At 55.3% G+C, this 12381-nt stretch carries 12 protein-coding genes; 4 read left to right on the top strand and 8 right to left on the bottom strand.

Annotation, left to right across the window (positions count from 1 at the left end):
- Window positions 1-8 precede the first annotated feature (8 nt).
- Window positions 9-905: a site-specific tyrosine recombinase XerD gene (gene xerD / locus EKN38_RS06610; RefSeq protein WP_014833179.1), complete on the bottom strand. Its 897-nt coding sequence runs from the start codon at window positions 903-905 to the stop codon at window positions 9-11.
- A 101-nt stretch (window positions 906-1006) separates the two neighbouring features.
- Between xerD and fldB the strand changes: the two genes are divergently transcribed.
- Entirely contained in the window at window positions 1007-1528 is a 522-nt protein-coding gene (gene fldB / locus EKN38_RS06605) for a flavodoxin FldB (RefSeq protein ID WP_014833180.1), read from the top strand.
- 6 nt (window positions 1529-1534) lie between these two features.
- Here fldB and EKN38_RS06600 read toward each other — a convergent pair whose 3' ends face one another.
- Together EKN38_RS06600 and sdhE are read right to left on the bottom strand one after the other, a co-directional pair.
- A complete protein-coding gene (locus EKN38_RS06600; RefSeq protein ID WP_014833181.1) occupies window positions 1535-1948 on the bottom strand; it encodes a protein YgfX in 414 nt (137 codons plus the stop codon).
- Window positions 1929-2195: an FAD assembly factor SdhE gene (gene sdhE / locus EKN38_RS06595; RefSeq protein WP_013098615.1), complete on the bottom strand. Its 267-nt coding sequence runs from the start codon at window positions 2193-2195 to the stop codon at window positions 1929-1931. Before sdhE ends, EKN38_RS06600 begins: the two co-directional genes overlap by 20 nt.
- A 294-nt stretch (window positions 2196-2489) precedes the next feature.
- Here sdhE and ygfZ point away from each other — a divergent pair, with 294 nt between their 5' ends.
- Window positions 2490-3470, top strand: a complete 981-nt coding sequence (gene ygfZ / locus EKN38_RS06590) for a tRNA-modifying protein YgfZ (RefSeq protein ID WP_014833182.1) — start codon at window positions 2490-2492, stop codon at window positions 3468-3470.
- Between the two features lie 109 nt (window positions 3471-3579).
- On the opposite strand, the gene trhA is transcribed toward ygfZ, so the two are convergent.
- Window positions 3580-4239, bottom strand: coding sequence for a PAQR family membrane homeostasis protein TrhA (trhA, locus tag EKN38_RS06585; protein WP_003863433.1), 660 nt, complete (start codon window positions 4237-4239; stop codon window positions 3580-3582).
- Window positions 4240-4504: 265 nt separating this feature from the next.
- Here trhA and EKN38_RS06580 point away from each other — a divergent pair, with 265 nt between their 5' ends.
- Complete coding sequence (locus EKN38_RS06580) at window positions 4505-5236, top strand: MurR/RpiR family transcriptional regulator (protein WP_014833183.1); 732 nt, start codon at window positions 4505-4507, stop codon at window positions 5234-5236.
- Window positions 5237-5352: 116 nt separating this feature from the next.
- Window positions 5353-6786 carry a 6-phospho-beta-glucosidase BglA gene (gene bglA / locus EKN38_RS06575; RefSeq protein WP_014833184.1) on the top strand — a complete coding sequence of 478 codons (1434 nt, stop codon included), beginning with the start codon at window positions 5353-5355 and terminating at the stop codon, window positions 6784-6786.
- Window positions 6787-6872: 86 nt separating this feature from the next.
- Here bglA and EKN38_RS06570 read toward each other — a convergent pair whose 3' ends face one another.
- From EKN38_RS06570 to gcvT, 4 genes are all read right to left on the bottom strand, one after another.
- Window positions 6873-7616 (bottom strand): SDR family oxidoreductase, encoded by a 744-nt coding sequence (locus EKN38_RS06570; RefSeq protein WP_013098620.1) that lies wholly within the window; start codon window positions 7614-7616, stop codon window positions 6873-6875.
- A gap of 72 nt (window positions 7617-7688) precedes the next feature.
- On the bottom strand, window positions 7689-10562 hold the full coding sequence (gene gcvP, locus EKN38_RS06565; RefSeq protein WP_014833185.1) for an aminomethyl-transferring glycine dehydrogenase: 2874 nt from the start codon (window positions 10560-10562) through the stop codon (window positions 7689-7691).
- 122 nt (window positions 10563-10684) lie between these two features.
- Window positions 10685-11074 (bottom strand): glycine cleavage system protein GcvH, encoded by a 390-nt coding sequence (gcvH, locus tag EKN38_RS06560; protein WP_013098622.1) that lies wholly within the window; start codon window positions 11072-11074, stop codon window positions 10685-10687.
- A 23-nt stretch (window positions 11075-11097) separates the two neighbouring features.
- Window positions 11098-12192, bottom strand: coding sequence for a glycine cleavage system aminomethyltransferase GcvT (gene gcvT, locus EKN38_RS06555; protein WP_047361357.1), 1095 nt, complete (start codon window positions 12190-12192; stop codon window positions 11098-11100).
- Window positions 12193-12381: the final 189 nt, after the last annotated feature.

Genomic DNA, 12381 nt, shown 5'->3' with positions numbered 1-12381 from the left:
GTCGGCACTCACGCACGAGGGTGGTGCTGTTGGTGTAGCTGCCGCAGGCGTTCCGTCGCGACATGGGTGTAAATTTGCGTCGTGGAAAGATCGCTGTGTCCCAGCAGCATCTGCACCACGCGCAGATCGGCGCCGTGGTTCAGCAGATGTGTCGCGAAGGCATGTCGCAACACATGCGGCGACAGCTTTTCACTGTCAATACCCGCCAGTGTGGCGTAATGCTTGATGCGATGCCAGAACGTTTGTCGCGTCATCTGCTGCGCACGCTGGCTGGGGAACAAGACATCGATAGAAACGCCATTCAGCAACCACGGACGTCCGTGCTCCAGATACGTTTCCAGCCAGTACACCGCCTCTTCTCCCAGCGGGACCAGCCGTTCCTTGTTCCCTTTACCGATCACACGAACCACGCCCTGACGCAAGCTGATGTCGCTCATCGTCAGGCCAACCAGTTCCGAAACGCGCAAGCCGGTAGCATACAATAGCTCAAGCATGGCTTTATCGCGTAACTCCAGCGGCAGGTCAACTGCGGGTGATTGTAATAATCTCTCAACTTGTGCTTCGCTGAGATCTTTCGGCAGCCGCTGCGGGAGTTTAGGCGATGCCAGGAGAGCACTGGGATCGTCTGCGCGAATTTTCTCGCGGTACAAATGCTGGAACAGTCGACGCATTGCACTGAGCAGACGCGCGGAACTGGTGGCTTTGTAGCCCCCTTCCATACGCTCGCCCAGCAGCGCCTGCAAGTCGTCGCTTTGTGCGCTCTCCAGCGACAGTTCCCGGCGTGCCAGCCACTCCACCAGCATGGTGAGATCTCGCCGGTAGGCGCTCAGCGTATTCTCGGCCAGGTTTTTCTCCAGCCACAGCGCGTCAAGAAACTGCTCGATGAGTGCGAGATCCTTTTCCACATCAGCCCCTTTGATTCTGCAATCCGGGCATTATGCCTGATTGCGACCGGTTTCTGGTACACTACGCGCAAAGTCATAGCAAGAATTGAGATAGATACGCGATGAATATTGGTCTGTTTTATGGTTCCAGCACCTGCTACACCGAAATGGCAGCAGAGAAAATTCGCGACATCATTGGCCCGGAACTGGTGACGTTGCATAACCTGAAAGATGATGCGCTCACGCTGATGGAGCAATACGACGTATTGATCCTCGGCATCCCGACCTGGGATTTCGGCGAGATACAGGAAGACTGGGAAGCCATCTGGGAGCAGCTCGATACGCTCAACCTCGACGGCAAAATCATTGCCATGTACGGTATGGGCGACCAGTTCGGTTACGGTGAATGGTTCCTGGATGCGCTCGGCATGCTGCATGATAAGCTGGCCCCGAAAGGCGTTACGTTTATCGGCTACTGGCCAACGGAAGGTTACGAGTTCACCAGTAAAAAGCCGGTTATCGCAGACGGCCAGCTGTTTGTCGGGCTCGCGCTGGATGAAACCAACCAGTACGATCTGAGTGATGAACGTCTGCAAACCTGGTGCGAACAGATTCTGGGCGAAATGGCTGAGAAGTTCAGCTAACGCGTATCACTCCTGCGTCGGTTGCTGCTGCAATATCATCCGGCGCAGATCCCGCCACTCCGCAATATCCATACTGTCGGCGGCCAGCCACAGATGCTGGCACTTACCGCCGCCCACCTGGCGTAACCGTAGCATCATGCCGGAACTGAGCATCCAGGGCATACCGAGGATATCCCACTCCTGCCCCTGCCAGCGCAGGCGGGAGTCCATCAGTAATTTAATCTCACCCTGGCGGGCATTGATCCGGCGCTGGCTGCGCACGCTGTCGAAAACGACGAACGACAACAACAACAGCCACAGAGGCGTATAGCTAAGCGGCCACGGCATCAGTAAAACAAAGGCCGCGACCAGGCCGTGGAGCAATAACGACATCCACTGCGAGCGCCATGAGACGCGAAGATCAGATTGCCACAGGACCACGTTCCCGATTCCGTGTTTGAATTAATTGCACCATCCGTTGCAACTCGGTGTCGGCGGGCTTGCCGTGGTTCATCAGCCAGTTGAATAAATCGGGATCGTCAGACTCAAGCAGGCGAACAAACAGACGCTTATCCTCATCGCTTAAGCTGTCATACTCATATTCGAAGAAAGGCATGATGGAGATATCAAGTTCACGCATGCCGCGTCGGCATGCCCAGTGAATACGGGCCTTGTTGTTAATATCCATGTTCTGTTTCCTGCATTACGTTTGGCACAGTCGGTACCCCGTTCAGTCTTCTTTATTTCTCTGCGGGGACACTCGCTAGTGTAACGTGTTTTTGACCGTTTCTTTACTGGAATATTGCGAAGCTGAAGCGGGCTTCCAGAATAAACCCTATAAAGACAGCGGATTACACTATTTTGCGTGGCGCTACGCATTGCTGCGTTATGGCACGAATGGTCTGCTGAAAGCGCTTGCAATGGCTGTAGTCTCTTTTACCATTAGGCATTATCAAAGCGTTAAGCAATTCAGGATACCGTTATGGCATTTACACCATTTTCTCCTCGCCAGCCCGCCGCCTCTGCGCGTCTGCCGCTGACGCTTATTTCTCTTGATGACTGGGCGCTGGCCACACTCGTGGGTGCCGACGCCGAAAAATACCTGCAGGGCCAGGTCACGGCAGACGTCAGCCAGATGACCGAACATCAGCACCTGCTGGCTGCGCATTGCGATCCAAAAGGCAAAATGTGGAGCAACCTGCGTCTGTTCCGCCGTCAGGATGGCTTTGCCTTTATTGAGCGCCGCAGCCTGCGTGATGACCAGCTTAAAGAGCTGAAGAAATACGCGGTCTTTTCCAAAGTCACGATTGTACCAGATGACGAGCACGTGCTGCTGGGCGTGGCCGGTTTCCAGGCGCGTGCTGCGCTGAAAAACCTGTTCAGCGACCTGCCGGATGCAGAAAAACAGCTGGTCAGCGAAGGTGAAACCTCCATCCTGTGGTTTGAACACCCTGCAGAGCGTTTCCTGCTGGTGACCGACACCGCGACCGCCGAACGCGTTACTGAGGCCCTGCGCGGTGAAGCCCAGTTCAATAACAGCCAGCAGTGGCTGGCGCTGAACATTGAAGCGGGTCTGCCGGTGATTGATGCGGCCAACAGCGCGCAGTTTATTCCGCAGGCGACCAACCTGCAGGCGCTGGGCGGTATCAGCTTTAAAAAAGGCTGCTACACCGGCCAGGAGATGGTCGCGCGAGCGAAATTCCGCGGCGCGAATAAGCGTGCACTGTGGACCCTGGCGGGTCACGCCAGCCGTGTACCGGAAGCGGGTGAAGATTTAGAACTGAAGATGGGCGAAAACTGGCGCCGTACCGGCACTGTGTTAGCCGCCGTTCAACTGGATGATGGCCGTCTGCTGGTGCAGGCGGTGATGAACAACGACATGGAAGCCGACAGCGTGTTCCGCGTGCGTGATGATGCCAATACACTGAGTATTGAGCCGCTGCCGTATTCTCTGGAAGAGTGATGCTGTATCGCCCGGTGGCGCTGCGCTTACCGGGCCTACGGTTTTGGTGTTCTCCCTCTCTCTGTGGGAGAGGGTTGGGGTGAGGGCAACAGACCGCAAGATGTAAAAACTACACCTGCCCCACATACAAATAAATTGCCAGAAAGTGGCACACGCTGCCCCCAAGCACAAAGCCGTGCCAGATGGCATGGTTGTAAGGGATGCGCTTGCAGACGTAGAAAATAACGCCCAGCGAGTAGACCACACCGCCGACGGCAAGCAGGGTCACGCCCCCCACCGCCAGCTTAATCGCCAGCTGATAAACCACTATCAGCGACAGCCAGCCCATCGTCAGATAGGTCACCAGCGACAGCACCTTAAACCGGTGCGCGATGGTCAGCTTAAACAGGATCCCCAGCAATGCCAGGCTCCAGATCACAATCATCAGGCCACGCGACAGCGGTGAGTTCAAGCCCACCAGCAGGAACGGCGTGTAGGTGCCTGCAATAAGTAGATAGATAGCGCAGTGGTCAAATTTTTTGAGCCATATCTTCGCCCGCTGATGCGGAATGGCGTGATACAGCGTCGACGCCAGAAACAGCAGGATCATACTCCCGCCATACAGGCTGTAGCTGGTAATGGCCATGGCACTGGCGTTGGTGTCCACCGCCTGCACCAGTAATAACACTAAACCGACAATACCAAACACCAGGCCAATGCCGTGGCTGATGCTGTTGGCTACTTCCTCAGCCAGTGAATATCCCTGTGCGATTAATGGTCTGCTCACCATACAAAACTCCGGGAAAACGAAAGATGATTATTCATCGCATGACTATGCTAACTGAGAATGATTCCAGTGAACACCTGTTAGCTAAAATAATTTCAATCCATAATTTATATATAAAAATCATATATATAAAAAACCATTTCACCTTACATTTGTTCACATTAAAATTTAATCATTATAAATCAAAGGCATAAAAATGGATCCTGCCCTCCGGCTGCATGTTATGATGGATCAATGAAGTCTGAATGAGAGTTATGCCACTGTGAGTATGTTCACCCACGCCGCCATTGCCAGTCTCAATAATCTGGAGATGATGGTCTACAACTATGTCATCAAAAATCGTGACAAAGTGATGTACATGACTATCCGTGAACTGGCGGACGCGGCGGGTGTCTCCACCACCACTATCCTGCGCTTTTGCCGCAAACTCAACTGCGAAGGCTACTCTGAATTCCGCGTACGCTTTAAGCTCTATCTGGAGCAGAATGAGCCTCAGCAGGTAAATTTTGGTGCCAGTGAAATTATCAGCTTCTTTAAAAGCGTTAATAATGAAGAGTTCGATACATTATTAGATGAAGCGGTGGAGATAATATTATCGTCCGAGCGAATTATCTTTGTCGGCGCGGGGACCTCAGGCTCGCTGGCAAAATATGGCGCACGCTTCTTTTCTAATATCGGTAAATTCAGCAACCATATCGACGATCCTTATTTCCCGGTAACCAATGACATGGCCAAAAATGCGCTGGCGATTGTACTGTCGGTATCCGGTGAAACGGAAGAGATCCTGCGCTTTGCCAGCCAGTTCAGCCTGCATCACTGCAAGGTACTTTCCATTACCAGCCATGAGCATTCGCGGCTGGCAAAACTGGCCGATTTTAATCTTTCCTGGCATGTTCCACAGACACGTATTGCAGGCGTGTATGATATCACCACCCAAATCCCCGTTATTTATATTCTGGAGTCGCTCGGGCGTAAACTGGCGAAGAAATTAACAGAATAAAACATCCTGTTTTTTGCATGTAACAAATTACAATTCAGGCAAATTGTTATATCGTGACATTTAATGTCGCTTTGCTAGACTCGATTCCAATAAGTCATGAATTGAGAATAGCAACGATGAAAAAATTAACCTTACCAAAAGATTTTTTATGGGGCGGCGCGGTTGCTGCTCACCAGGTGGAAGGCGGCTGGAACAAGGGCGGCAAAGGGCCGAGCATCTGTGACGTGCTGACCGGTGGTGCACATGGCGTCCCCCGTGAAATCACTCAGGAAGTGGTACCGGGTAAATACTACCCCAACCACGAGGCCATCGATTTTCACGGCCACTACAAAGAAGACATCAAGCTGTTTGCCGAGATGGGCTTCAAATGTTTCCGCACCTCTATCGCGTGGACGCGCATCTTCCCGAAAGGTGATGAAACGCAGCCTAATGAAGAAGGGCTGAAGTTTTACGACGATATGTTCGATGAGTTACTGAAGTACAACATCGAGCCGGTGATCACCCTCTCCCACTTCGAAATGCCACTGCACCTGGTGCAGGAGTATGGCGCCTGGACCAACCGTAAAGTGGTCGATTTCTTTGTCCGTTTCGCGGAAGTGGTCTTCGAGCGTTACAAAAACAAGGTCAAATACTGGATGACCTTCAACGAAATCAACAATCAGCGTAACTGGCGTGCCCCGCTGTTCGGCTACTGCTGCTCCGGTGTGGTCTATACCGAGCACGACAACCCGGAAGAGACCATGTACCAGGTGCTGCATCATCAGTTTGTGGCCAGCGCCCTGGCAGTGAAAGCTGCGCGTCGTATTAACCCGGAAATGAAGGTCGGCTGTATGCTGGCGATGGTGGCGCTCTATCCGTTCTCCTGTAAACCGGAGGACGTGATGTTTGCCCAGGAGTCCATGCGTGAACGCTACGTCTTTACCGACGTTCAGCTGCGCGGTTACTACCCGTCTTACGTACTGAATGAATGGGAGCGCCGAGGTTTCACCATTAACATGGAGCCGGGTGATGAGCAGATCCTGCGCGAAGGTACCTGCGACTACTTAGGTTTCAGCTATTACATGACGAACGCTGTCAAAGCCGAAGGCGGTACCGGCGATGCAATTTCAGGCTTTGAAGGCAGCGTGCCCAACCCGCACGTGAAAGCCTCTGACTGGGGCTGGCAGATTGACCCTGTGGGTCTGCGCTACTCTCTGTGTGAGCTATACGAGCGTTATCAGAAACCGCTGTTTATCGTCGAGAACGGTTTTGGCGCCTACGATAAAGTGGAAGAAGACGGCAGCATCAACGATGACTACCGCATCGACTATCTGCGCGCTCACGTGGAAGAGATGATCAAAGCCGTGACGCACGATGGGGTTGATCTGATGGGTTACACACCGTGGGGCTGTATCGACTGCGTCTCTTTCACCACCGGCCAGTACAGCAAGCGCTATGGCTTTATCTATGTGAACAAGCACGACGACGGCACAGGTGACATGTCGCGCTCCCGTAAGAAAAGCTTCGAGTGGTATAAAGGTGTGATTGCCAGTAACGGTGAGACGCTTTAACTCTGTAACACCGGGCGGGCGCTACGCTTGCACCGGCCTACGATTGCTCCCCTCTCCCTTTTGGGGAGAGGGTTAGGGTGAGAGGTTTACTTCCCGCCCGCTAACTCAATAAAACTGCCCGTCACGTACGACGCCTTCTCGCTCAGCAGCCAGACAATCGCCTGGGCCACCTCTTCCGGCTGGCCACCGCGCTGCATCGGCAGCAACGACTTAACGCGATCCACACGTCCCGGCTCTCCACCGTCGGCATGGATGTCGGTATAGATAAGCCCAGGGCGCACGCAGTTAACGCGGATACCTTGCGCCGCCACTTCCAGCGCTAACCCGGTTGTCAGTGAATCCACCGCCCCTTTGGACGCCGCGTAATCCACATACTCACCCGGCGCGCCCAGTCGTGACGCCGCGGAGGAGACATTCACAATCGCCCCACCCTTGCCGCCATGTTTGTGCGACATACGCTTTACCGCTTCACGGCAGCAGAGGAAATACCCCGTGACGTTGGTTGCCAGCACACGATTGATGCGTTCAGCCGAAAGATTTTCGATGGTGGATTGCTCAAACAGGATCCCGGCGTTATTTACCAGCGCGGTCAGCGGCTCCGCTTCGCGGTCAAGACTGTCGAACATCGCCAGTACCTGCGCTTCATCGCTGATATCCGCGCGCAGGGCAAAGGCTTTACCGCCCGCCCCGACGATCTGGTTGATAACGTCCGTCGCGGCCTTAATGTTATGGTGATAATTCACCGCCACGGTGTAGCCTTCGTTTGCCAGCTGCAGCGCGGTGGCTTTACCGATACCGCGGCTGGCGCCGGTGACAAGTGCAATACCCATTCTTTTCTCCCAATAAAAAAGCCGGGTATGGCGGCTTCGCCATACCCGGCCTACGTTACTACATCAACACGATTACTGGTATTCGCTCATTGGTACGCAGGAGCAGAACAGATTACGGTCGCCGTAGACGTCATCAAGACGTTTCACGGTTGGCCAGTATTTGTTTGCCACACCGGCCGGGAAGACCGCCAGTTCACGGCTGTAACCGTGATTCCACTCCGCCACCATTTCATGCTGCGTGTGCGGCGCATTGACCAGCGGGTTGTCTTCCAGCGTCCATTCGCCGTCCTGCACGCGGTCGATCTCCATGCGGATGGCCAGCATCGCATCAATAAAGCGGTCCAGCTCGGCTTTGCTCTCGGACTCCGTTGGCTCCACCATCAGCGTACCCGCAACCGGGAAGGACATGGTTGGTGCATGGAATCCATAGTCGATAAGACGTTTGGCAATATCCAGCTCGCTAATGCCGGTCTGCTCTTTCAGCGGACGAATATCCAGAATGCACTCGTGCGCCACGCGGCCATCGCGGCCGGTGTAGAGCACCGGGTAGGCCGACTTGAGGCGGGTCGCGATGTAGTTAGCATTCAGGATCGCCACCTGGCTTGCCTTTTTCAGCCCTTCCGCGCCCATCATGCGGATGTACATCCAGCTGATTGGCAGGATTGAGGCGCTACCAAACGGCGCCGCTGACACCGCGCCCTGACGGGTCAACATCCCTTCGATCTGCACCACGCTGTGGCCCGGAACAAACGGTGCCAGGTGCGCTTTCACGCCGATTGGCCCCATACCCGGGCCGCCACCGCCGTGCGGAATGCAGAAGGTTTTATGCAGGTTCAGGTGCGAAACGTCCGCGCCGATGAAGCCCGGCGAGGTAATGCCCACCTGCGCATTCATGTTCGCGCCATCAAGATAAACCTGGCCGCCGAACTGATGTACTACTTCGCAGACTTCACGGATGGTCTCTTCGTACACGCCGTGAGTCGACGGGTAGGTCACCATGATGCAGGAGAGCTTATCGCCCGCCTGTTCGGCTTTCGCACGCAGGTCAGCGAGGTCAATGTTGCCGTTCTTATCGCACGCCACCACGACCACTTCCATACCCGCCATCTGGGCGGAGGCCGGGTTGGTGCCGTGGGCAGAGCTTGGGATCAGGCAAATATCACGGTGGCCTTCGTTACGGCTCTCGTGATAGTGGCGGATCGCCAGCAGCCCGGCGTATTCACCCTGCGCGCCGGAGTTTGGCTGCATGCAGAGCGCGTCATAACCCGTCAGTTTCACCAGCCAGTCGGAGAGCTGGTTGATCATCAGGTGATAGCCTTCCGCCTGCTCGGCCGGGCAGAACGGGTGCAGCTCAGCAAACTCAGGCCAGGTGATAGGGATCATCTCGGCCGCCGCGTTCAGCTTCATGGTGCAGGAGCCCAGCGGGATCATCGCCTGGTTCAGCGCCAGATCCTTGCGCTCCAGAGAGTGCATATAACGCATCATCTCGGTTTCGCTGTGGTAGCGGTTAAAGACCGGGTGCGTCAGGATCGCATCGTCACGCAGCATACCGTCCTGAATAGAACGGCTGTCGAGCGCGACCTCTTTGTCCAGCGTATCGATGTCCAGACCGTGCGCGTCGCCCAGCAACACGTTAAACAGGTTGACGATATCTTCACGGGTGGTGGATTCATCGAGGGTGATGCCGACCGCGTTATGGATGTCGCTGCGCAGGTTGATTTGCGCCGCATCAGCACGTGCCAGCACCGCCGCTTTGTCCGCCACGTCAACGCACAGGGTGTCGAAGTAGTGAGCGTGACGCAGTTTGAGGCCTTTCTGCTGCAGACCACAGGCCAGAATATCGGCCAGACGGTGAATGCGGCTGGCGATGCGTTTCAGGCCAACCGGACCGTGGAACACCGCATACAGGCTGGCGATGTTTGCCAGCAGAACCTGTGAGGTACAAATGTTGGAGTTCGCTTTCTCGCGGCGGATATGCTGCTCACGCGTCTGCATCGCCATGCGCAGCGCAGTGTTACCGGCAGCGTCTTTTGACACGCCAATAATACGGCCCGGCATGGAGCGTTTGAATTCATCTTTTGCCGCAAAGAATGCTGCGTGCGGGCCGCCGTAGCCCATCGGCACGCCGAAGCGTTGCGCAGAGCCGAAGACAATATCCGCACCCTGTTTGCCAGGCGCCGTTAGCAGTACCAGCGCCATAAAATCAGCGGCGACGCTGACAACGACTTTGCGGGATTTGAGTTCGGTCATCAGCGCGCTGTAGTCATGCACTTCGCCGGTGGTACCCACCTGCTGCAGCAGCACGCCAAAGACGTCCTGGTGATCCAGTACTTTGTCGGCATCATCGACAATGACGTCGAAGCCAAAGGTTTCCGCACGGGTGCGTACCACATCCAGCGTCTGCGGATGAACATCCGCCGCCACAAAGAAGCGGTTGGCGTTTTTCAGCTTGCTCACGCGCTTCGCCATCGCCATGGCTTCTGCCGCAGCAGTGGCTTCATCCAGCAGAGAGGCGGAAGCGATATCCAGTCCGGTCAGATCCAGGGTCACCTGCTGGAAGTTCAACAGCGCTTCCAGACGGCCCTGGGACACTTCCGGCTGATAGGGGGTATACGCGGTATACCAGCCCGGGTTTTCCAGCATGTTGCGCAGGATCACCGGCGGTAACTGCACGTTGGTATAACCCATGCCAATGTAAGACTTATAGCGCTTGTTAAGGGCTGCAATGGCCTTTAATTCTGCCAGCGCAGCAAATTCAGTCGTCGCCTCACCCACCTGTGGTGGCGTGGCAAGCTGGATGTCTTTTGGCACGATCTGGCCGATCAGTGCGTCTAATGAATCCGCGCCAACTGTCTTCAGCATCTCCTGCTGTTGCTGAGCATCCGGCCCAATGTGACGTTCAATGAAGGCGCCACGGTTTTCAAGCTGGCTTAAAGTCTGTGTCATGAGCGATGGTTCCTGAAACGTGCAGTGAATTTAAGTTCCCTCTCCCTGTGGGAGAGGGGTAGGGTGAGGGGAAGATGGGCACTCTCACCCCTGCCCTCTCCCGAAGGGAGAGGGATAATGGCTTACTCGTCTTCTAACAGGGCTTCGTATGCGGTGGCATCCAGCAGCGCAGCAACCTGCGATTCGTCGCTGGCTTTGATCTTGAAGATCCAGCCGCCTTCATACGGCTCGCTGTTAACCAGTTCCGGGGAGTCGCTCAGCGCGTCATTAACGGCAATGATTTCACCGCTTACCGGTGCGTAGATATCAGATGCCGCTTTAACGGACTCCGCGACAGCGCAGTCGTCGCCCGCGCTGACGGTCGCGCCCACTTCCGGCAGGTCAACAAACACCATGTCGCCCAGCAGCTCTTGCGCGTGCTCGGTGATCCCAACGGTATAAGAGCCGTCCGCCTCTTTGCGCAGCCACTCGTGTTCTTTGCTGTATTTCAGTTCTGCTGGCACATTGCTCATTGAAGTTCTCCTGATAAAAATGATTAGGCGACCGGTTTACCGGCGCGAACAAAAATCGGTTTGGTCACGTGGACAGGCATTTCGCGGTTGCGGATCTGTACCACCGCCGTTTCGCCAATGCCGGCCGGCACGCGTGCCAGTGCAATACTGTAGCCCAGCGTCGGGGAGAAGGTACCGCTGGTGATCACGCCTTCACGCGGATTGCCGTCTGCATCGGTAAAACGTACCGGCAGCTCGCCGCGCAGCACGCCTTTTTCCTTCATCACCAGGCCAACCAGCTGATCAGTGCCCTTTTCGCGCTGCATCTCCAGCGCTTCACGGCCAATAAATTCGCGGTCAGCCGGTTCCCACGCGATGGTCCAGCCCATGTTAGCGGCCAGTGGAGAGACGCTTTCATCCATCTCCTGACCGTAGAGGTTCATGCCCGCTTCCAGACGCAGCGTATCGCGCGCGCCCAGTCCTGCTGGCTTGACGCCCGCTTCCACCAGCGCACGCCAGAAATCGGCGGCTTTTTCATTCGGCATGGCAATTTCATAGCCCGCTTCACCGGTATAGCCGGTGGTGGCGATAAACAGATCGCCTGCCTGCACGCCGAAGAACGGCTTCATGCCAGCGGTGGCCTGACGCTGCTCGTCGTTGAACAGCGTGGCGGCTTTCGCCTGCGCGTTCGGCCCCTGCACCGCGATCAGCGACAGATCATCACGGACGGTGATGTCGATGGCATACGGTTCGGCGTGTTGGGTAATCCAGGAGAGGTCTTTTTCGCGGGTGGCGGAGTTTACAACGAGGCGGAAGAAATCTTCAGTGAAATAGTAGACGATGAGGTCATCAATCACGCCGCCGGAGGCATTTAGCATGCCGGTGTAGAGCGCTTTACCTGGCGTCTTCAGTTTTGCGACGTCGTTTGCCAGCAGATAACGCAAAAACTCCCGGGTGCGGCTACCGCGCAGATCGACAATCGTCATGTGGGACACGTCGAACATACCGGCATCGGTGCGTACCGCGTGGTGCTCATCAATCTGTGAGCCGTAATGCAGCGGCATCATCCAGCCGTGAAAGTCCACCATACGTGCACCGCATAACACGTGTTGTTCGTACAAAGGAGTCTGTTGAGCCATCTTTTCCTCGTTGAAAAATTCACCGTGAATCCCGGTATCGGCCCCGTTCCCCGGCGCCGACGCAAACGTTCTCTTTTACCTGAACTTACCACCGAAACCGGCGATTAACCATAAGGTAAAACAGGTCATCACATTAGCTTATGACCAAAAAACGCTGAAAAGCCTACAGAGTTATTCACTGGTAAAATG

This window comes from Enterobacter sp. WCHEn045836 (assembly GCF_003965585.1).
Lineage (GTDB): Bacteria > Pseudomonadota > Gammaproteobacteria > Enterobacterales > Enterobacteriaceae > Enterobacter > Enterobacter dissolvens.
This window is presented reverse-complemented; position numbering and strand designations above follow the sequence as displayed.

Bases quoted from the DNA above. Each gene is read 5' to 3' on its own strand.
- fldB (WP_014833180.1), top strand. From the start codon at position 1,007: ATGAATATTGGTCTGTTTTATGGTTCCAGCACCTGCTACACCGAAATG.
- sdhE (WP_013098615.1), bottom strand. From the start codon at position 2,195: ATGGATATTAACAACAAGGCCCGTATTCACTGGGCATGCCGACGCGGC.
- ygfZ (WP_014833182.1), top strand. From the start codon at position 2,490: ATGGCATTTACACCATTTTCTCCTCGCCAGCCCGCCGCCTCTGCGCGT.
- trhA (WP_003863433.1), bottom strand. From the start codon at position 4,239: ATGGTGAGCAGACCATTAATCGCACAGGGATATTCACTGGCTGAGGAA.
- EKN38_RS06580 (WP_014833183.1), top strand. From the start codon at position 4,505: ATGTTCACCCACGCCGCCATTGCCAGTCTCAATAATCTGGAGATGATG.
- bglA (WP_014833184.1), top strand. From the start codon at position 5,353: ATGAAAAAATTAACCTTACCAAAAGATTTTTTATGGGGCGGCGCGGTT.
- EKN38_RS06570 (WP_013098620.1), bottom strand. From the start codon at position 7,616: ATGGGTATTGCACTTGTCACCGGCGCCAGCCGCGGTATCGGTAAAGCC.
- gcvP (WP_014833185.1), bottom strand. From the start codon at position 10,562: ATGACACAGACTTTAAGCCAGCTTGAAAACCGTGGCGCCTTCATTGAA.
- gcvH (WP_013098622.1), bottom strand. From the start codon at position 11,074: ATGAGCAATGTGCCAGCAGAACTGAAATACAGCAAAGAACACGAGTGG.
- gcvT (WP_047361357.1), bottom strand. From the start codon at position 12,192: ATGGCTCAACAGACTCCTTTGTACGAACAACACGTGTTATGCGGTGCA.